Here is a 20,003-nt window from a genome sequence, read left to right on the forward strand (position 1 = left end):
TCTTACTATAACTCAATTCGCATTCAAACAAAACTAAACAACCAGTCACCGGTTGAATTCCGACGACTGGCTGCTTAAACTTGTAAGGTGTTTTGATCCCTGTCCTACAAACGGGGGTCAGTCCCAACACGTAAAAGAGAGCTTTTTGTCAGTAATCAGTATAACGAGTAATCTGTTGTATAAGAATAATCAGCCTATACTATTGAATCTTAATTTCACCGTTAATAATTTTGTTGCGGAATTCCTCTACTTTTTTCCAAACATCCTCAGAGATATTTTTACGGGAAGATTCAGATAAACCGACACCATTTTCTTTTAAACCAAGGGAAAGTGTTTTCCCACCTTCAAATTTACCAGTCATGTAATCGGTAGCTACTAGATAAGCCGCTTGGTCTACACGTTTCATCATGGATGTAAGTGTCACGTCATCTCCGAATACAAGAGATTGATCCATGTCTACGCCAATAACCCACACGTTCTCACCTTTACCTTTACGGGCTTTTGCTTCATTAAAGACACCGTCTCCAGACGCACCTGCTGCGTGATATAAAATATCAGCCCCTTGGTTGTAGAGTGAGGATGCAGCGGATTTACCAGCATCAGGTTTATCAAAGGCACCAGTATAAATGGTGTTTACTTGTACAGAAGGATCAGCCGCTTTTACCCCAGCTAGGAAGCCTTTTTCAAAGCGTTTTGTAACAGGGATCTCAATACCACCAACAAAGCCGACTTTCTTTGTTTTTGATGTTAATGCAGCCACGACCCCAGCTAGGAAGGAGCCTTCCTCTTCTTTAAATACAACTGAAGTAACGTTTGGAGCTTCAACGACTGTATCAATAACCGCAAGCTTTGCTTCAGGATTTTCCTTTGCTACCTTTTGTACGTGTTCCATGATTGGGAAGCCGATTCCAAAGGTTAAGTCCCATTTTTCTTTCACAAATTGGTTAAGGTTTGGAATAATATCTGCATCGGAGCTGGATTGCAGGTATTGTACCTCAGCACCTTTATCGTTTTTTACCTTTTGCAAGCCTTCCCATGTACCTTGGTTAAAGGAGTTATCATTTACGGTACCTACAGAGGTTACCATCCCGATTTTTACATTGCTTTTAGCATCTGAGGCAGGTGTTGCTTGTTTTTGGTTGCCGCATCCACTTAATGCTAAAGGTAGTACTAATAGAAGTGGTAGCGCACGGCTAATCATTTTTTTCATGTTGTTTGTACCTCCAAAGAAAATGAGTAAAGAACGGCATTGCCGTAGCTCAAAAGCTAACAGAAATGCCGTTTTTATAAAAAGGTGTTACATTTTGTCTGGTACTGTAATTTCACCACTAATGATTTTTTGTTTAAACTCTTCGATCTTTTTCCAAACATCCTCGGAGATGTTTTTCTTTGTGGATTCAGCTAGCCCAACACCGTTCTCTTTCAAACCAAGAGATACCGATTTACCACCTTCAAATTTACCATTTAAAAGATCAGTAGATACTCGGTATGCAGCTTCATCAACACGTTTGATCATAGATGTCATTGTGATATCTTCGCCAAATACTTTGGATTGATCCATATCTACGCCGATAACCCATACGTTTTCGCCTTTAGCGCGACGGTCTTTTGCTTCGTTAAACAAACCATCACCTGTAGAGCTTGCCGCATGGAACACAATGTCAACACCGCGGTTAAACATAGAGGAAGCAGTAGATTTACCAAGATCAGGTTTGTCAAATGCCCCAGTGTAGAGGGAAACGATTGTAATATCTGGTTTAGCTGCCTTTGCACCTGCTGTGAAGCCTGCTTCAAAACGTTTGATTACAGGCATTTCAATACCGCCAAGGAAACCAATTTTGCCCGTTTTACTACTAAGTGCAGCCGCTACACCAGCAAGGTAAGCCCCTTCATGCTCTTTGAACACGATGGATGTTACGTTTGGTGCGTCAACAACAGAGTCAATGATAGCAATTTTAGCCTCTGGATTTTCTTTCGCTACTTTTTGTACATGTTCGGACATTAAGAAACCGACACCAAAAGTTAGATCCCATTTCTCTTTAATAAATTGATTCAAGTTTGGAATGATATCACTATCACTTGCAGATTGCAGGTATTGAGTCTCTGCACCAGTGTCTTTTCCAAACTTTTGCAAGCTTTCCCATGTCATCTGGTTAAAGGAATTATCGTTAACTGTACCAGTAGCAGTAACCATTCCTACTTTTATGTGTTTTTTTGCTTCTCCAGATGCGTTCCCGGTTTCAGGAGCTTTTGTTCCACAGCCGCTTAGAGCGAGTGAGAAGGTCAAAAGACTAGCACCGAGGATTGAATAAAGCTTTTTCATGATGAAAAATCCTCCCTTTTGTCTCTGCTACGTTTTGTTTAAATTGGGCAAACGATGAAATTCTATCAGACAAATAAACAAACGTCAATTGTCAGATTATTTACGTAATGAATCCAGCTTCAAAATTCTAATGATATTCTGCTCATTTACAAGCAGGGTTATGTAATGTCCCAGCATTTGAGGATTGTCGAAAAAAGGAGTAAACTAATTATGGAAAGATTTTCTGTTGATTTCTAATGAGAAAGAATATCGGGGACAATTAAACAAGCTTATACAAAAGGAAAAAGCTTGGCGGCAGGTCAGAAGCGGTTAGATTATCTCGTATGAATGCCGTTGTACATGTCCTTGGCTAATTTGATACAAAGCTAAATCAGGTATCTCAGTGGCAAATGACAAAATCCAGTAGCAAAGCTGGGGATAATGCCATCCCTGTATATCTAGAGAAGAGGGAACGGCAGGAGAGAGCGGGTGAGTGTGCAAAACGCCAAGCCAGCTTTCTTGTTGTTTTTTCATCTGGGCTATGCTTTGAAAAAAAATAGATGGACTTATCAAAAAAGTGTCTGTTGAGGCAACTTCCGAAGAAGCTGGATAGGATGAAGTAATCATGTTTTGATGACCGCCTAGTAATGCAGTAAATTCGTAAGGCAATTGCTGTTTTGCTGCTGCGAGTAGTTGAGACACTAGTGTTTTTGAGATAAGGATCGACTGATCCGCATGAGAAAAGGGAGAACCCAATAGGGTGTGGTTCATAGCTACTATTTCTCCTTTGAGTTTAAAGTGAAAGAAGGTTTTCTCTTGAGCAAAAACCAAAACATTCAAATTGGCGTATGCGGCTGGGGAGATCATGATGATTTATACACGCAGGGTGTGAAAGCCAAAGATAAGTTGTCTGTTTATGCCAGTCATTTTCCTATTGTAGAGCTGGACAGCTCTTTTTACGCTATTTTACCACAAAAAAATTATGTGACGTGGGCAAAGGAAACCCCTGATGCATTCCGTTTTATTGTCAAACCGCATCAAGGGCTGACCGGTCATCAACGTAACATGGAACGCGATGAAAAGCTAGAATTATTTAAGAGTTTTGAAGAGAGCATTCAGCCACTTGTTGACGCAGGGAAATTGGAGACATTATTGTTTCAATTCCCACCTTGGTTTGACTGTAAGCGAGAGCATGTTCAATACGTTCAGTACTGTGTACAATATTTTTCCCATTACTCTGTCTCTGTCGAATTTCGACACCAAAGCTGGTTTGAGTCTGCTTGGAAAGAAAAGACATTAGCCTTTCTGCAAAAGCTGGGCGCTGTTCATGTTGTCTGTGATGAGCCGCAGGTAGGGTCTGGCTCTGTCCCCATTGTTACGGCGGTTAGTTCTCCAAAACAGGCATTGGTTCGCTTTCATGGGAGAAATAGGGCGGGATGGCGTGACACTGGCGCCCCAAATTGGCGAGATGTTAGGTATTTGTACAGATATAGTGAAGAAGAGTTACAAGAATGGAAGCCTAGACTGCTCGAATTAAGTCAGCAAACGGAACGTGTTATTGTGCTATTCAATAATAATTCAGGGGGCGATGCTGTAGCAAACGCCAAGCGAATGATGCAACTATTGGATATTGATCCGGATGGATTGAATCCTCGGCAACTTGAGCTTTTCTAACAACATTTTGGCGTTGTACGCCCAGGAAGAGGCTGATCATGGTAATTGCACTCTTTATTTTATTGTTTATGTTTATTGGACTATTCGCAGGTGTAATGGGCAGTCTGGTTGGTATTGGCGGAGGAATGTTTTTCGTTCCTGCCTTACTTTATTTCGGGAATATGTATGAGCCAGGTAGCATTACCCCGCAAATAGCGAGCGGTACCTCTTTATTGGTCATTGCGATAACAGCTCTCTCCTCAAGTATTAGCTTTTGGAAACAGAAAAAAGTAGAAGTGCAAGCGGCTGTCCTATTTTTTATTGGTAGTGCTCCGGGAGCAATCGTTGGAGTTTATGTAAATAAATGGTTAAATAGTGACTCATTTTATCTTTTGTTTGGTTTATTTCAAATCTCCATGTTTATCTTGCTAATGATTAAAGATAAATTCAAGCCAAGAACGAACCAATGGAAGATTGTTAAAACCTATGTGGATGAGCAGGGGGAGCAGCAAGTTTATGGCTATAACCGCACCTCTGCTATCATCATTGCGTTTTTTGTCGGTATCATTTCTTCTTTGTTTGGAGTTGGTGGAGGAATTCTGATGGTGCCGGCACTGATCGTCTTATATCGCTTCCCTGCCCATATGGCTACGGCTACCTCCATGTGCATTATCTTTTTGTCGGCTGTTGTCGGTTCCACAACGAATATTATAAACGAACATATCCACTGGTTCTATGTGCTTGGTCTAGCGCCAGGGGCATGGATTGGTGGAGCAATAGGAGCTATTGTGTCTAATAAATTAAAAGGTAAGACCTTAATACTCCTGCTGAGAATCATGATCTTAGCGATTGCCGTTCAAATGATTTGTAAAGCTTTTGTAGCTTAGCATGCCGTATTTTCATTCGAAAAAACACCCCTTCTCTCTTTTGCTCATATCGTAAAAAGAAAGGAGGGGTACAGATGATTGAAATGAAGCCGCTTTATTTTAACGCGGGTGTAGCACAGGCCATTACCGTGCATTTGCCGAAAACTACGCTGCTGGTGGTGGCCACGGAAATCGGATATATCATGTGTGGTGCACTTGATGTTGGATTATTAAATGAGAAGTTAGCTCATCGGGAAATTATTGCAGGTCGGGCAACAGGTGTAAAAACGATACAAGAACTGCTGGATGCTCCTTTAGAATCAGTGACTTATGGCTCGGAGGCTTTGGGGATAGAGACAGGTACAAAAGGTAGCGATGCTATTGAATTCATGCTCTCTCACGAACAACGAACATAAGCGTAAAAGCCTCCTAATACCTCACGGAATAGGAGGTTTGCGATGGTGGACAAGCTCAACAGCCTTAGCCAAACTTCTCTTTATTAGATAACAATAGTAAAATCAATCCTTCTTTTTGACGAAATTACTAGTAGGTATAATGGTACTAGTACTAGGAAAGGCTTGGAAAATTTAATGCGATTATTGTCCATCACCCGCTGTGAAACGGGCATGAAGCTTGCACGAAGTATCTACAATAGTAATGGTACAATCTTAGTGGGAAACGGCGTTACACTCACCCAGAGAATGATCGCACGTTTAGCAGTAATGAATATTCATTCCATTTATATTGAGGATGAGGATACCGCTGACATTCTTATAGATGATATTATATCCGATGAGACGCGACGGGAAGCGATGGGATTTATCCACAAGTCGTTTGAAACCTTTCGTGAAGATCCTAAAAAATTTAGACAAGTGTTTGCGGCAGAAAAAATGGGACTGCGTGTTCGAGGCGTGCTCATGAATCTTATTCATGAATTAAAAAACAATCATTCAGCAATGAATTTACTAGGAACGGTGTGTGGTATCGATTCCTACGTGTTTGTCCATTCCTTTAACGTAACAATTTATACTGTATCAGTCGGATTAAGAATGGGGTTAAATGATAAGGAAATTGCTGATTTAGCCATAGGGGCTATTTTACATGATGTAGGTAAAATGATGATACCGCCTGAAATATTGAATAAGCCGGGGCGTTTGACTGATGAGGAGTATGAAATTGTCAAGCAGCATACCGTAATCGGATTTGAATTATTACGAAAACAAATAGGAGTTCCGTTACTAGCTGCACATTGTGCATTTCAGCATCATGAAAGAATTGACGGGAGTGGCTACCCCCGTCAATTAAAAGAAGCGGAAATTCATCCATATGCGAAAATTTTAGCCGTATGTGATGTGTTTGATGCTTTAACAAGTCATCGGGTTTATCGTAAGCCGATGCTACCGCATGATGCTACGGAGCTTTTGTTTGCAGGATCGGGTACGCAATTTTGTAATAATGTTTTGGAACAATTTCGAAATGCGATCTCTATTTATCCAGTTGGTCTAGGGGTCACCTTAAGCTCTGGTATCTCCGGCGTTATTATTAAAAATAATCCTGGATTTCCCTCCAGACCGGTTGTACGAATTTTAGAAAATGAGGCTCATGAAAAGGTAAAGCCATTTGAAATTGATCTAACTACCGAGTTAAGTTTAGTGATTTCTGATTGTGAACCGCTTAGCTAATAGGTTTATTTTTAAGAAAGCAAGCCTTAGATGGTGACATTAGCTGGATTGCTTACTGTTTCGAGTCCAGCCTGATTCCAGGCGAGGATACCACCTTCTAAGTTAATCAAATTCTCAAAGCCTTTCGATTCTAAAAGGCTGACTGCTATGGCAGAGCGAGCGCCTGAACGACATTGGACAAGTATCGGTTTATCTTTAGGAATCTCATCCAGTCGCTTGTGTAGAGAGCCGAGCGGAATATGAACAGCATGTGGAAGATGGCCCTCAAGCCATTCAGATGAATTGCGAACATCGATCAAGGTGACGTCCTGCTGATAGACAAGGGAAGTGGCTGTCATGACATCCATTTCCTTCATGTCTTTAAGCAGGGGGGACAGATCGATGTTTTTTTGAATTTCATTACTATCACCCATCGCTAAGACATGATCAATTCCAACCGCTCTTAAATCGGATAATATTTGTTGGTGATCTTCTTTATTTCCAAGGACATATAAGGGACTTTGTTCATCAATTAACCAACCAGCCCAGGTACAGAAGCTGCGCTGATGGGGGATAGATAGAGAGCCACTCAAATGGCTTTGGGCAAATACTGAGGCAAGACGTGTATCGAGCAGGATTGCGTCACTAGCTAGAATATCCTGTAGCACTTCCTGATTCATCTGTATTTCTTTGGGGAGAGGGATATCAGCTATCAAGGCTGCTCCTTGTTTATTAACCTGTTTCATTCGAGAGAAGTAGCGGGGGGGCTCTGGCTGACCGGCTAACAGCCATGTAACGAATTTTTCTTCTTCTGTGAAGGATAAGGCAGGGTTATAGCGCTTTTCATAGCCTACCGTAGAAGAGGGGACGGCACCTAATGCCTTTCCGCAGGCACTTCCCGCTCCATGACCCGGCCAGATTTGCAGATAGTCCTCCCATTCTTTAAAGCGTTGAAGAGATTGATACATTTGACGTGCTCCGACCTCAGCAGTACCTATTTGACCAGCGGCCTTTTCGAGCAGGTCAGGACGTCCTACGTCACCAACAAACACAAAATCTCCTGTGAATACTCCGATGGGCTGTGACCCGGCTAAACCATAGTCCTTTAATAAAAAGGACAGACTCTCCGGTGTATGTCCTGGCGTGTGCATAACTTCTAAACGGAGATTGCCTACGGACAAGGTATCTCCCTCATGGATAATTTGATGGGCAACACCATCGAGTCCCGCATATTGCCAGTCAGGTCCCCCTTCTCCTGAAAGATAAAGAGTAGCCTGGGTCCGATGGGCAAGCTCTCTTGCTCCGGATACAAAGTCGGCATGGATATGAGTTTCCAATGCTCCTACGATACGCAGACCCTCCTGCTGGGCAATACGCAAATAAGCTGTAATGTCCCTTTGCGGATCAATGACGACGGCTTCACCAGTTCGTTGACAGCCTACAAGATAGGAAGCTTGAGCTAATGGTTCATGATAAAAGTAACGTAATAACATGAATGATCGTTCCTCCTTCTATTTTTTAATATGAAATATGGATGGAACAAGGGTTACATTCGCCCTTTCATCATTGCTCGCCAGTAAAGGAGAGGAAGCAAATCCTTTTTTACTCGATACATGCTATATCTTTCTTTTGCTTGATCAAAGGGAAACGTTTCGCGGGGTTCTAGCTTGTAATCAAATTCTGCTAGGATCAAGCGATTATAGCCTGTTACTAATGGGCAAGACGTATATCCATCATATCGAGCGGATAAGGTTTGCTGATCCATGACAGCCAATAGATTGGCCACGAGCACAGGCGCTTGTTTTCGAATAGCAGCCCCAGTCTTAGAAGTAGGAAGGTTACTACAATCTCCTAGAGAAAAAATGTTTGGGTAGCGTCTATGCTGTAGTGTAGCTGCATCAATTTCTACCCATCCAGCTTCGTCTGCTAAAGGGCTTTCTCGAATAAAACGGGGGGGAAACATAGGGGGCACCACGTGCAGCATGTCATAGGAAAGGGTATGTAACTCTTTTGTATCTAGATGAACAAATAAAGCTTCTTTCTTTTCTGAAAGAATCTCTATCAAGTTCCATCTGAAATTGGTGTGAATATTTTTTCTGTTAATAACATTCTGTAAGGAATCTGCATATTTTTTGACGGCAAAAATACTCGCATTAGCTGAAGCAAAAATGATCTGCGAATGGGAGCGCACCTTTGCCTTGCGCATATGATCATCCGCTAAATACATGATTTTTTGGGGAGCACCCCCGCATTTAATCGGTGTATTTGGGTGAGTAAAAATAGCAGTTCCTCCTGAAAAAGTACGCAGACATTCCCACGTATACGAAACATGCTCATAAGAATAATTACTACATACTCCGCCTTTTCCAATGGCCTCTGGGAGCCCTTTAATTTTGTCCCAGCCTATCTCAATCCCGGCGGATACGACCAAATAGTCATATTGAATCTTTTCACCTTGTGCTGTACAGACTTGATTCATTTCTGGAAAAAAGGATTCGATAGACTCCTTGATCCAAGTCGCTCCCTTGGGAATTAGGGAGGCTTCCTCACGTTCTGTCTTTTCCTTTGATACAACACCTGCTCCTACCAGCGTCCACAAGGGCTGATAGTAGTGTTTATCAGCAGGGTCAATGATTGCAATACTTCCGCGAAGAGAGGGGCGTGCGCGTAATAATCGAGCTGCAACCATAATGCCGGCACTACCTCCACCTACAATGGCAACACAAAACTTGCGGATATTTGACATCTCCATTCCCCTTTCAGACATATAAAAACTATCAATCGCAAGTAAGATGAAGAAAGAAAAAATGTCAAAAAGAAAGGAAAACCCTTTCATTTACTAGGAGATATGTAAGTAGGATCTTTTGTTAAAGATACCTCTTATTCTAAATTATAGACCTTTTTCCATTCATAACCAATCCCTTTTTTTAAAAATAACATACATTGTAGTTGCCAATGTGAACATGATAATCAAGACAATAAAATAGCCGTAGTTGGTATGTAGTTCTGGCATTACATCAAAGTTCATTCCATAAATGCCTGTCACAACCGTTAAAGGCATGAAAATGGTGGTCAATGCTGTAAAAATGCGCATAATCTCATTGGTTCGATTGGAAACGGAAGACTGATAAGCTTCGCGGACGTTGCCAATTAGCTCTCGAAATGTTTCAAAATTCTCCACAATCTTTACGGCATTCTCATGAATATCAACAAAATATTTACGTAGGTTAAGAGATATCAGAGATAGCTCCTTCGTTTGCAGCGCATGAATGAGATCGCGCTGTGGCGCCATCATCTTTTTGGCATATAGAATTTCTCGGCGTAACCCAACAATTTGAGAAAGATGAGTGTTTTTTGCTTTGAGTAACACCTGCTCCTCTAAATTTTCAATCAGGTCTTGAATTTCTTCCATCACATCAAAGTAGCTTTCAATGAGCTGATCCATAAAAAAATACAGGAAGAAGTCGGACGAATGAATTTCTTCTTCACGAATAATGGAGGGAAAAATACGAATCTCATCTATATCAAATTTACTGACCGTAATGACATAATGCCCTCCGAGAAAGATATTCACTTCTCGCAGAAATATATCCTCATTCTGAAACTGAATGCTATTGCTTACGATAAAGTAATGGTCATGGTAGACCTCAAGTTTAGGGCGTTGTTCCTCTTCATCAATGCAATCCTCAATAGCTAATGGATGCAAATGAAACAAATGCTGCAAGATGTCCAAATCAAATAAACGTGCTTGTATCCAATAGAAACCGTTAGCAGGTGGGCGTATTGTTATTTCTATGTCTTCAACTGGAGTCATGGTTCCATTCTCAATTAAATAGATTTTCAACGTATACCCCTCCTCGATCTTCTATTCTCACAGATACCACTAGTATATCCCGTATGTTAAATAACCTTGATTTACTAAATTTATTACCAACATTTACTCTTAATTATATAGAAAGACGAGCCTAACGTGCCGATCACACGACTTTCAGCAGTGTAGCAGAACAAAAATTGTTTTCCTTCACCCAAAAGCATATGGCAAGTCCAGAAGGCGGAATCTATACCAATTATTTAGTGAGCTCGGATGAAACGAAGGGGCATATCTAGCATTGCCTCCATGATGCGTAAATCATCTACACTACTATTCACAATATTATGACCTGTCCGTGGATAGATCCAGACAATGAAATCCTCTTCCACGAATCGATACTGCAAAAGAAAACGTCGATTGGAAAACATGGATCAGAAGCAAGGGATATGACAGGAAAAAATGGTCAAAGTCTGACTCGATTAGGACGAAATTCGAAAAAGAAATAGCCATGACAAAGCTCCTGCTTATGTTACAAGAAGCAGGAGCTTTTCTTTTTACGTAAGATGTTACAAAAGGTTATTTGTAAATAGGCTTAGGCTGCTTTTTCTGATTTTCCCAGCGTTTTAACAGTGGATAAGGATCAAATGCCCATTCATTATTTCCGGTGTCCCGATATGTTCCGTAATGAAGATGAGGTGGGAACTTGCCTGAGGTACCAGGTTTTCCATAGCCAGAACTGCCTACATAACCAATTACTTCACCAGGGACGACGATATCCCCCTCTTTTAATCCCTTTTTAAAGGAGGACAGATGAGCAAAGTAATGATAAATGTTGTCGATATCGCGGATACCTACGCGCCACCCACCATAGCGGTTCCAGCCTAATACCTCAACTACGCCATAGCCTGTGCTCATCACCGGGGTAGAGTATCCGGCAAAAATATCGACTCCTTCATGAATGCGCCGTCCTCCCCAGCCACGTGGGTCTCCCCACGTACTGCGATAGCTATAAGAGAAGCGTTTGGGAATAGGAAAAGCATGCTTATTTAATTCAAGTGTTTGGAATTTCTCATAGATTCGTGAGAAGTGCATGATGGTTCTTACGGCTGAATCACGCTTATAATAGTTCCATAGACCAATCTTGAAATCATCGGAATTAAAACCATAGGTACCTAAAAAACGAACAAGACTAGTTAATACGTCACGATCATTATCCTGATCGGCAACACCATCTCCTGAACCATCTAATCCAATTCCATGAAAGAAGGTAATGGATGTTAGATGATTGTCTTCCGAATCAGGATTAAAAACGCCGCACCACAATTCAGTAGGAACCTTGATAGCAGTGAGTCGTTTGTTCGCAGACTCTGCTTCCTTGTTTTTTGATTTCTTTTTAATGGTTCGTTCGTACTGATCAATAGCTGCTACATATTTCCATGGAATTCCATATAATGCTTCGTATTCAATGAATAATTCCATACGCTCATCCCACTCTGACTTAGCAGGGGAAGTTGATGGTGCCTTAGTTGATATTGATGTCGCTAATCCTTGAGATGGAACCATTAGGATAATAGCGATAATCAAACATGAATAAAGGCGTAGAAAACGCATACGTCTCCCTCCAGCCATTAGTCTCCTTATAGTAGAATGACCGATACGCTTATAAACTATGCTTACAAATTTTGGATGAAAAATAAAATGGCTTTAGAGCCTGTAGAAATAAAAGGAGAGGAGGTGTTATATATGACCAAACAATACGTTTTTATCGGGGGAGAAGGAGCTTATCAATTGATGACGTTATTGCCACTTTGGCAGCAGCTTCACAGAGAGGAAGGTCTGTTTTTTTCACAGGTAGTTGATTCATCCATTGATACGAGTGAATGGAATATAGAGGAAGCAGGGGCCTGGGATTCTCTGCTTGAAATAGGAATGCCTGAGAATTGTCAGATTATGGTGAGTCATTTGATTCTTCCTGAGGAGGAGATGATGGAGGACTCTCTTCTCCAACTAGCAGTAGGTCAATATATTAAAAAATGGAGGAAAAAAGAGGAAGGGGGAGCTTGTAGCCCCTCATTTCTTAGCTGGCTGCAAAGGATGGGGGTGCTTTCGGCAGCAAGCCCACCTCCTGGTAAAATCCAAAGGGTGTGGAGTGGCAAGGGCATATATATAGCTTTTATCACCCCTGAAAAGCAAGGTGTAAAAGAACCTCAAGACTACACTGTGGAAAATAAGCATGCTTCTTATATAAATGAGCCGATGATTCTTTTACAAGCCACTTTAGAAGATACCCCTCAAGAATGGCTGGGATATACCATGCAAAGCTTGTATGCGGCTGGGGCCAAAGATGTTTCCTATTTTTCACTCACGATGAAGAAGAATCGGCCGGGTCTCATGCTACAGGTGATGTGCTACGAAAGCCAACAGGAGATCATGAAAAGCATCATGTTTCAGGAGACGACTACCTTTGGCATACGGTATTTTCCCGTTGCTTGTCATCGTTTAACAGAACAAATTTTGGATGTAAAAACAAAGTGGGGAGAAGTACAGGTAAAGCTGGGATTTTATCATGGGGATTGCGTGCAGATTGCTCCTGATTTTGAGATATGCTCCAGGCTAGCGGAAGATCATGATGTTCCTTTGCGGAAAATTTATCAAAAGGCAATGATGCTGGCTAAGGCACGCTTATAAGGCGTGCTTTTTTATATGGATGCTCACAAAGGGAAAATATGTTCGTAATCTTAGCAGGAACATAGCGGTAATATGAAGAAATTAGCTCATAGACGGGGAGGGTGAACATGATCAGATTTATTCATACTGCGGATGTCCATCTGGACGCACCTTTGACGAACCTATCTTCCATCTATGAAATCAGACAGGAAGATTTCCGACGTACGATGCGCCGAATACGCGATGTAGCAATAGATAATCAAGTCGACTTTTGGCTGATCGCTGGTGATTTATTAGAATACCATGGAGGCACAAGGGCTACTGCTTTATTTTTACGAGAGTTATTTGATAGCATAGCGCCCATACCTATATTTATCTCGCCAGGCAATCATGATCCTTGGCAAGAAGGTTCCTTTTATCAAACAATGGAATGGCCTGCGCATGTTCATATTTTCACAGATGAATGGGGCGTTTATGAATATCCGGAAAAATCGTGTGTGTTATATGGATGGGGGTTCCCTCAAGCGCATGTTACTACATCTCCACTAGATTCCTTTCCAGGAACATTACCTGATTATCGTTATCATGTCATGGTGATTCATGGTTCAGTGATTACTGGTGAGCATACCGAGCATTCTGTCTATGCACCGATGACGATTGGCGGACTTGCAGATACAGGGGTAAATTATGTGGCACTCGGACATATCCATAAGCCGATGCAATTTCTGCATCCACAGACTCAACAGGTTTTCGCAGTATATCCAGGTTCTCCTGAAGGGCTGTCAATGAAGGAAAATGGAGAGCGGTATGCCATTCTAGGAAATATTTCTGGCAATGGGGACGTAACAGTAGAGCCTATTTCTGTACAAAGCAGAATCAGCAGAAAACTGACGATTTCATTGAAAGGCCTGGAGACAATTGATGCAATCGTAGAGCGAGTCGAGCAGGAGCTATCTCACGTAAATAAGGAGGATCTGCTCTATGTGACGTTTGAGGGAGAACGAGCTAGCTATTTGCAGGTTCCCGTAGAGATAATCAAATCACGTTGCAAGGAGTATTTCTTTATTCAATTTACAGATCAAACCTATCCAGACATAGATGAGAAGCAGGTGAAGGAAAAGGGCGGCGTTTTAGGAAAATGGCTGGAAAAGCTAGATGATCTGGAACAGGCCGCAACAAATGAACGAGAGAAGGCAGTAATCCAACTTGCGAAACGAGAGGCTTTACAGCAGATTGGGAGTGTATTTCGTTGATCATTGAGGATATACATATTAAAGGGTTTGGTAAATGGCAGGAACGAACCTTTACCTTTGAGCCGGGCTTAAACCTATTTTATGCCCCAAATGAGGCTGGAAAGTCTACCTTATTACAGGCACTAGTGGCTAGCTTGTATGGGATGAAGAAGGATTTTATCAAAGTATCCCGTTATGTAGACGAATACGATCGCTATTATCCTTGGAACCATTCCACCTATGAAACCATCGTACGGTATACATTGGCAGATCAACAATTTCGCTTACATCGGGTTCTTGATAAAGAGCGTGAGCAAATGAAGTTGTTTTTAGAGCCAGAGCTGACAGAGGCTTTAGCCTTATATAAAGAGGATCGTCGGCGGGAATACAATTTTATCGAGAAGCATCTGGGTCTAAACCGCAGTTTATTTACCGATATAACTTGGATCAAGAGAGAGGGGTTACAGGCCCCAGAGCATTTATTACCAAACCTTACCCAAGAAGGTGTGATTGACCCTGCTGTTCAGGGTGTATTAGCTGCGTTGGAACAAGAGTATAGTGCGATAGGGAAAAAAGATAATGCTGAGAACACACGGTGGGGCAGAGTTAACCGACAATGGCAGCAGGCTCGTCAGGCTCTTCAACAAGCAGAAGAAATCTGGCTGGTAAACAAGCATCTCCACCAATCTTTGACGGAATGGCAAAAGGAAGAAGAACAAATCCAGAAAAAATATGACATGCTAGCTAGACTGCTTACCGAGCATCAGCAATTTATGGAGGTTTGGCAACACTGGTGGACTTACACGTATGAAACCACTCGTAGTGACCATGTTGCTCGCTGGTTAACCGAATCTATACATACACTGCCTATCATATACAGTGAGGCGCCAGAGCTGATCGAATGCCACCAATCGACCCAGCAGCAGCTTGCTCGGCTAGAGCTAGAGATAGGACAGTATACGGAGGATGGCGATGTCATTGGACAATCTCCTAAAGAAGCAGGGGTTCAGGAAGAGTCAGTGGAAGCAACAAATCCTCTTGCAGAATGGAACAAACAAAATGAGTTACACAAGGATACTCAGCTAGAGCAAGTAAACCATGATTACCAGATAGCACGTACGATAAATAAGAATCTAGAGGATGCACGTCAACAACGCTATCAGCAGGAGGTCTTGCTGGCTCAACTAAAGGCCGCGCTACAAAATAAGAAAAGTGTTTATGCGGCAAGTAAGGAGCTTACTCATCTTTTACAAGAAGCACCTCAACTGGCTTATTATGATGAGGCTGTGGCTATGCAAGCAGAAAATTATCTGCGGCAAAATAAGGTGGATGAGGTAGAGCTGTTTGCCTCAATGAGTAGTCGAAGAGCCAAGAGCAGAAAGCAAAAGCTGGAACAATCGAAGCAAGAGACAGCACGATCCTCTTCCAAAATTCCCCTGCCTATCTGGATAAGTGGTGAGATCGCACTGGTAACTGCCATTTGGAGTATGTGGATGATGATTGAACAGCGCTGGGATTTAGTGAGAATTGGCAGTGGAATAACCTTGATTGCAGGCTTACTCAGCTTCATTTTTTATTTTCTCTATAAGAACAAGCTAAGCAGAAAAAGAAAAGAAGCGAGCATTCAGACAGCACAAGTGTCACAGATTCCTGAGTCTGTTTCGCAGTGGATTTCTCGGATGAATATTGACTCGGCAGAGCAAGTGAGGACGTTACGCGAGAAATACGTCAGATTACAGCATTGCAAGCAGGAGCTGGAGACTTTTACGCAGGAGAATGAGGACCAAGCTACTCTAATAAGTAAGATACATGTAGAAATAAGCGAGCTACAGCAAGAAATCGAGCAAGCGCAACAAACACTACAGCAGCTAATTGAGCAGGAGCAGATTCAAAGTGAGCGGCTCGCAGCTATTTTTTCTGTCCATCAGGTAGATAATTGGGAAGAATTTACTGATAAACGGGAAGCCTTATTGGTAGAGCTTCATGTGTTATCCGCTAATCAAGGACAATTACAAGCGATCGAACGATTAGAGGAAGAATTGCAGGTAGAAAGATTACGAGCAGAACAGTCAGCATTCATAGAACAAAAAGAAAAGGACCGACAAGCACTTCTGTTGAATTGGGCGGAAAAAACACGAGAGGCAATGCTTAGCTCTAAAGAGAAAAAGGAGCTTGAACAGGCTACAAGTCTAGAGGAGGCAATGAAGCTGGAGCAGCAGCTTACCCATGTAAGGGAGCGTATTGCGAGGGCAAGGGGAGAGCTTGGACAGCAAGATCAAAGCTCTTTGGCCAGAGCCAAGACAGCTTTTGAGGAGGCTGAGCTAGCAGTAGAAGAGGTGCAAGTACGACGAGATAGCTTACAGCTTGCGAGGGATACGCTTCAGGAAGCCATGAAGGTATGGCATAGAGAGGTTTCCCCAGATGTTAGTCAGATTGCTTCAGAAGTGACCCGTCAGATAACTGAGGGGCGATATCAAGATGTGCGAATTGATCCTACCAATCAATTTTCGATAAAAGTAATAGAACCTAATTTGCACAGGGTTCTTCCTCAGGAGAAGCTGTCTAATGGCATGCAGGATCAGTTATACTTTGCCCAACGAATCGCCTTCATTTTACAAATTAGTAAGGCCAAAGAGCCGCTTCCCATTTTTTTAGACGATCATTTTGTCCATTACGACGAACAACGTTTACAGAGCACATTAGCATACTTACTTACATTAGCCCAGACCCATCAAATTTTTTTATTTTCTTGTCAACAGAGAGAAATGTTATTATTAAGTGAACAAATTAAAAATCATCCACGTCATCAGCTTCATAACTGGTACAATAAAGAAGCAAACAGTAACACCTAATAGGTTGCAGATAATAATCATTCTAATTATAATTGAGACACTGAAAAATGTTAGGAGTGTGACGGTAGATGGCACAACGCAAACCAGATTGGCTAAAAATAAATCTCGCATCTGGACAAGATTTGGACAACTTCCGTGAAATTAAGCAGATGATGCGTGGGAAAACCCTGCATACGGTTTGCGAGGAAGCAAAATGTCCCAATATACATGAATGCTGGGTGAATCGAACCGCCACTTTTATGATTTTAGGCGATATTTGCACACGTGCTTGTCGTTTTTGTGCAATAAAAACAGGTCTTCCAACTGAGTTGGATTTGGCAGAGCCAGAACGTGTAGCAGAAGCATCTGAACAAATGGGCTTGAAGCATGTTGTTGTAACTTCTGTAGCACGTGACGATTTAGCTGATGGGGGAGCAAGTATCTTTGCAGCTACGATCAAGGCTATTCGCAAACGACTTCCTCTTGCTACGATCGAGGTTCTTATCCCTGACTTTATGGGGAACTGGGATGCATTGAAATTAGTTATGGATGCTCGCCCTGATGTATTGAATCATAATATTGAAGCAGTGCGCCGCTTATCCGATCGTGTACGTGCTCGTGCTAAATATGATCGTACGTTGGAGTTATTACGTCGTGCAAAAGAGATGCAACCAACCATTCCAACCAAATCAAGTCTGATGATTGGTGTGGGTGAAGAAATTGAGGATATTTTGGAAACCATGGATGACTTGCGAGCGGTTGACGTTAATATCATGACGATAGGACAATACCTGCAACCAACGAAAAAACACATTGCTGTAACTAAGTATTACCATCCGGACGAATTCCGTATGATGAAAGAAGAAGGAATGAAGCGTGGTTTTAGTCACGTAGAATCAGGTCCGTTGGTACGAAGCTCTTATCACGCGCACGAGCAAGCGAATGCAGCAAAGGATACCATTGCGGCTGCTAACGCGTAATTGACAATAGATTAGAAAAGCAATAATACGTTTCCTACAAACCTATCATTTTAATGGAAAAGCACCCTCATACCATAGCTTTATGGCAAAGGGTGCTTTGTTGTCGTTTAGCGCGTCATGCTTGGTGTCTTGTTCATCATGCTTTTGGTTTTTTCGGAATCGGTCATGCCCCCAAAGCTTTTCACAAGACGATCGACTGTTTGAACATGAGCTGTCCCCGTTGTGCTTTGCGTACTTGCTGTTTTTGCCGAGGAATTCGCTACATGAGACAATTCCTTAGTCATATTTGGATCATCGGTTAAATACACCTTGTAATACCGTGGTGCAATGGACAAAGCACTGTTCCGAGCCTTTACGGTAGCAGAGCGATCATCTTTATCAGATGTTTTGACACCGACAAAAATTTCTTCATCCGTTACTAGAACGGTAGCATTATCAATTCCAGGAACACTACAAACAACTTGACCTACTGCTTGTGCCAATGCATCACGGTCAATATAGACACGCGATGTTTTTTCGTACCCGCGCAATTGATTGCGATGTACAACAGCATATCCTGTTGTATTTGCATTTTGGCCATAGGAGGTGTTATAGGTGCTATATATGCTTGGTGCACCTGTCCCACTCATTGCATTGTAATACGGATAAGAATGCGTACTGTTAGGTCTGCCATATGCATTGTAGATTCCTACCCCATTCATCCGATAGCTTTGTCCATAGCTTTCATTGGAGTATAGGCTGGCTCCTTTAGTCAAAGTTCGTCCAGAATAGGGGTAACCACTCCTGTTGTAGGTGTTTGCTCTATACATAGAATTCGGAGTAGCTGTACCATCAGGGGTTGTTCGATACGCAGAGGTTCCACCATGTCTTAGGTAATCATTGTAATTAGGCTGGCTACCATAGAAAAAAGATGGACGTCCAACATTGTTATGGTAACCAAACCCTTCGTAATCATAGTTATTGATGCTTGTACCATAATTACGGTTTGTGTAAGCAGAGCTGGTATAGGATTTTGTTTTAGCTGTTCCGCCACCAGGGGTGGTTCCACAAGCAGATGTAAGTAATGCTAAGCTGGCTACAGTAGCAAAAATCCATTTCTTTTGCATAGATGGACACCTCCTGAGAATAGATTGCCCTCTTTAAGGATATGTTTTTCCGTAAAAAATGTGGTAAGATTGGAGAAGATGGTCATGTTTGAGGTTTTAGAAGAGGAGGAAGTACTCTTGATTCGCTTGCAAGCAGGTGTGTATGAATTATTGGAAGAAAATCGTGATGGCTGGAATCTGGAGGTCTGCAAAGAACGCTACAGCGATGTATTGGATAAATACGATTACATCGTAGGTGACTGGGGCTATGGCCAGCTTCGTTTACGCGGATTCTTTGAAAATACAAATCGTAAAGTGCCTTTTGAGCAAAAAATTGCTGCCTTAGATGAGTATCTTCAGGAATATTGCAATTTCGGCTGTGCTTATTTTGTTCTAAAGCGCACCAAACGTTTGAATGAATCTGAGCTAGAAGACGAAACAGACCAAACCCTGATTGATCTGGAAAGCCTAGATAAAGAATCATCTTCTCAAGCGACCCAAACTCCTACCCGACCTCGAAATTATGAACGTCCCTTTAAACGTCGATCGGACAAGAATGATAAGCCGTCTCGTTTTCCTCGACAAGATCGGGAGCGTCCGAATAAAGAGGGGAAAGATGGGAAGGATCGAGGGAATTCGAAAGCCAATCGAACCGAACAAATAAGCAAAGAGAAGCGTGCTAACAATCAAGCTCCAAAAGGACCACGGGTCAAACCAGCGGCTCCACCTACTAAAAAAGTCATTCAAACGGAAAAATAACGATACAAAAAACACCTGATGAGATAAAAGGGGACTGACCCCATAACGTGAGACAAATCAAAACACCTTCAAGAGAATGCAACCATGTCGTAAGATATGGAAGTAACCTGGAGGTGTTTTTTCTTTGGCAACGAGAGTGAGTTACCCTATGGAAAT

17 protein-coding genes are annotated in these 20,003 nt (G+C 42.0%); 9 read left to right on the forward strand and 8 right to left on the reverse strand.

The genetic code is table 11. The annotated features are described in order from the left end of the window. Positions 1-199 precede the first annotated feature (199 nt). The 3 genes from O0550_RS23380 to O0550_RS23390 form a co-directional block, all read right to left on the reverse strand. A complete protein-coding gene (locus O0550_RS23380; protein ID WP_101669160.1) occupies positions 200-1,210 on the reverse strand; it encodes a BMP family lipoprotein in 1,011 nt (336 codons plus the stop codon). 87 nt (positions 1,211-1,297) lie between these two features. After that, the gene (locus tag O0550_RS23385) at positions 1,298-2,323 is read right to left on the reverse strand and encodes a BMP family lipoprotein (RefSeq protein ID WP_003340913.1); all 1,026 of its coding nucleotides are present in this window, start codon (positions 2,321-2,323) and stop codon (positions 1,298-1,300) included. A 309-nt stretch (positions 2,324-2,632) separates the two neighbouring features. Further along, entirely contained in the window at positions 2,633-3,073 is a 441-nt protein-coding gene (locus tag O0550_RS23390; RefSeq protein ID WP_096887031.1) for a M67 family metallopeptidase, read from the reverse strand. 45 nt (positions 3,074-3,118) lie between these two features. On the opposite strand from O0550_RS23390, the gene O0550_RS23395 reads away from it, so the two are divergent. The 4 genes from O0550_RS23395 to O0550_RS23410 all read left to right on the forward strand — a co-directional run bounded on the left by O0550_RS23395 (position 3,119) and on the right by O0550_RS23410 (position 6,503). After that, on the forward strand, positions 3,119-3,976 hold the full coding sequence (locus tag O0550_RS23395; RefSeq protein ID WP_181748150.1) for a DUF72 domain-containing protein: 858 nt from the start codon (positions 3,119-3,121) through the stop codon (positions 3,974-3,976). A 38-nt stretch (positions 3,977-4,014) separates the two neighbouring features. Then, positions 4,015-4,842, forward strand: a complete 828-nt coding sequence (locus O0550_RS23400) for a sulfite exporter TauE/SafE family protein (protein ID WP_003340906.1) — start codon at positions 4,015-4,017, stop codon at positions 4,840-4,842. 74 nt (positions 4,843-4,916) lie between these two features. Then, the gene (locus tag O0550_RS23405) at positions 4,917-5,237 is read left to right on the forward strand and encodes a YunC family protein (protein ID WP_003340905.1); all 321 of its coding nucleotides are present in this window, start codon (positions 4,917-4,919) and stop codon (positions 5,235-5,237) included. Positions 5,238-5,411: 174 nt separating this feature from the next. Then, positions 5,412-6,503: an HD-GYP domain-containing protein gene (locus O0550_RS23410; protein ID WP_258427342.1), complete on the forward strand. Its 1,092-nt coding sequence runs from the start codon at positions 5,412-5,414 to the stop codon at positions 6,501-6,503. Between the two features lie 26 nt (positions 6,504-6,529). On the opposite strand, the gene O0550_RS23415 is transcribed toward O0550_RS23410, so the two are convergent. The 4 genes from O0550_RS23415 to O0550_RS23430 all read right to left on the reverse strand — a co-directional run bounded on the left by O0550_RS23415 (position 6,530) and on the right by O0550_RS23430 (position 11,904). Next, positions 6,530-7,975, reverse strand: a complete 1,446-nt coding sequence (locus tag O0550_RS23415) for an MBL fold metallo-hydrolase (RefSeq protein ID WP_258427336.1) — start codon at positions 7,973-7,975, stop codon at positions 6,530-6,532. Between the two features lie 53 nt (positions 7,976-8,028). After that, positions 8,029-9,228 (reverse strand): FAD/NAD(P)-binding oxidoreductase, encoded by a 1,200-nt coding sequence (locus O0550_RS23420; RefSeq protein WP_003340901.1) that lies wholly within the window; start codon positions 9,226-9,228, stop codon positions 8,029-8,031. A 162-nt stretch (positions 9,229-9,390) separates the two neighbouring features. After that, complete coding sequence (gene corA / locus O0550_RS23425; RefSeq protein WP_003334612.1) at positions 9,391-10,326, reverse strand: magnesium/cobalt transporter CorA; 936 nt, start codon at positions 10,324-10,326, stop codon at positions 9,391-9,393. 543 nt (positions 10,327-10,869) lie between these two features. Next, positions 10,870-11,904, reverse strand: coding sequence for a M23 family metallopeptidase (locus O0550_RS23430; RefSeq protein ID WP_258427337.1), 1,035 nt, complete (start codon positions 11,902-11,904; stop codon positions 10,870-10,872). A gap of 132 nt (positions 11,905-12,036) precedes the next feature. Here O0550_RS23430 and larC2 point away from each other — a divergent pair, with 132 nt between their 5' ends. The 4 genes from larC2 to lipA all read left to right on the forward strand — a co-directional run bounded on the left by larC2 (position 12,037) and on the right by lipA (position 18,003). Continuing rightward, positions 12,037-12,981, forward strand: a complete 945-nt coding sequence (larC2, locus tag O0550_RS23435; protein ID WP_258427338.1) for a nickel pincer cofactor biosynthesis protein LarC2 — start codon at positions 12,037-12,039, stop codon at positions 12,979-12,981. Positions 12,982-13,088: 107 nt separating this feature from the next. After that, positions 13,089-14,213 (forward strand): metallophosphoesterase family protein, encoded by a 1,125-nt coding sequence (locus O0550_RS23440; RefSeq protein WP_258427339.1) that lies wholly within the window; start codon positions 13,089-13,091, stop codon positions 14,211-14,213. Then, the gene (locus O0550_RS23445; RefSeq protein WP_258427340.1) at positions 14,210-17,044 is read left to right on the forward strand and encodes an AAA family ATPase; all 2,835 of its coding nucleotides are present in this window, start codon (positions 14,210-14,212) and stop codon (positions 17,042-17,044) included. Before O0550_RS23440 ends, O0550_RS23445 begins: the two co-directional genes overlap by 4 nt. Before the next feature lie 68 nt (positions 17,045-17,112). Beyond that, positions 17,113-18,003 carry a lipoyl synthase gene (gene lipA / locus O0550_RS23450; protein WP_003340879.1) on the forward strand — a complete coding sequence of 297 codons (891 nt, stop codon included), beginning with the start codon at positions 17,113-17,115 and terminating at the stop codon, positions 18,001-18,003. 107 nt (positions 18,004-18,110) lie between these two features. On the opposite strand, the gene O0550_RS23455 is transcribed toward lipA, so the two are convergent. Then, positions 18,111-19,109 carry a YhcN/YlaJ family sporulation lipoprotein gene (locus O0550_RS23455; protein WP_258427341.1) on the reverse strand — a complete coding sequence of 333 codons (999 nt, stop codon included), beginning with the start codon at positions 19,107-19,109 and terminating at the stop codon, positions 18,111-18,113. A gap of 84 nt (positions 19,110-19,193) precedes the next feature. Here O0550_RS23455 and O0550_RS23460 point away from each other — a divergent pair, with 84 nt between their 5' ends. Beyond that, on the forward strand, positions 19,194-19,847 hold the full coding sequence (locus O0550_RS23460; RefSeq protein ID WP_003334621.1) for a YutD family protein: 654 nt from the start codon (positions 19,194-19,196) through the stop codon (positions 19,845-19,847). Positions 19,848-20,003: the final 156 nt, after the last annotated feature.

Source organism: Brevibacillus halotolerans (assembly GCF_026891775.1).
Taxonomy (GTDB): domain Bacteria; phylum Bacillota; class Bacilli; order Brevibacillales; family Brevibacillaceae; genus Brevibacillus_B; species Brevibacillus_B halotolerans.

Coding starts and splice junctions, on each gene's coding strand:
- O0550_RS23415 (WP_258427336.1), bottom strand. CDS start 7,975: ATGTTATTACGTTACTTTTATCATGAACCATTAGCTCAAGCTTCCTAT.
- O0550_RS23400 (WP_003340906.1), top strand. CDS start 4,015: ATGGTAATTGCACTCTTTATTTTATTGTTTATGTTTATTGGACTATTC.
- O0550_RS23385 (WP_003340913.1), bottom strand. CDS start 2,323: ATGAAAAAGCTTTATTCAATCCTCGGTGCTAGTCTTTTGACCTTCTCA.
- O0550_RS23420 (WP_003340901.1), bottom strand. CDS start 9,228: ATGTCAAATATCCGCAAGTTTTGTGTTGCCATTGTAGGTGGAGGTAGT.
- O0550_RS23410 (WP_258427342.1), top strand. CDS start 5,412: ATGCGATTATTGTCCATCACCCGCTGTGAAACGGGCATGAAGCTTGCA.
- O0550_RS23460 (WP_003334621.1), top strand. CDS start 19,194: ATGTTTGAGGTTTTAGAAGAGGAGGAAGTACTCTTGATTCGCTTGCAA.
- larC2 (WP_258427338.1), top strand. CDS start 12,037: ATGACCAAACAATACGTTTTTATCGGGGGAGAAGGAGCTTATCAATTG.
- O0550_RS23380 (WP_101669160.1), bottom strand. CDS start 1,210: ATGAAAAAAATGATTAGCCGTGCGCTACCACTTCTATTAGTACTACCT.
- O0550_RS23455 (WP_258427341.1), bottom strand. CDS start 19,109: ATGCAAAAGAAATGGATTTTTGCTACTGTAGCCAGCTTAGCATTACTT.
- O0550_RS23430 (WP_258427337.1), bottom strand. CDS start 11,904: ATGCGTTTTCTACGCCTTTATTCATGTTTGATTATCGCTATTATCCTA.
- lipA (WP_003340879.1), top strand. CDS start 17,113: ATGGCACAACGCAAACCAGATTGGCTAAAAATAAATCTCGCATCTGGA.
- O0550_RS23405 (WP_003340905.1), top strand. CDS start 4,917: ATGATTGAAATGAAGCCGCTTTATTTTAACGCGGGTGTAGCACAGGCC.
- O0550_RS23440 (WP_258427339.1), top strand. CDS start 13,089: ATGATCAGATTTATTCATACTGCGGATGTCCATCTGGACGCACCTTTG.
- O0550_RS23390 (WP_096887031.1), bottom strand. CDS start 3,073: ATGAACCACACCCTATTGGGTTCTCCCTTTTCTCATGCGGATCAGTCG.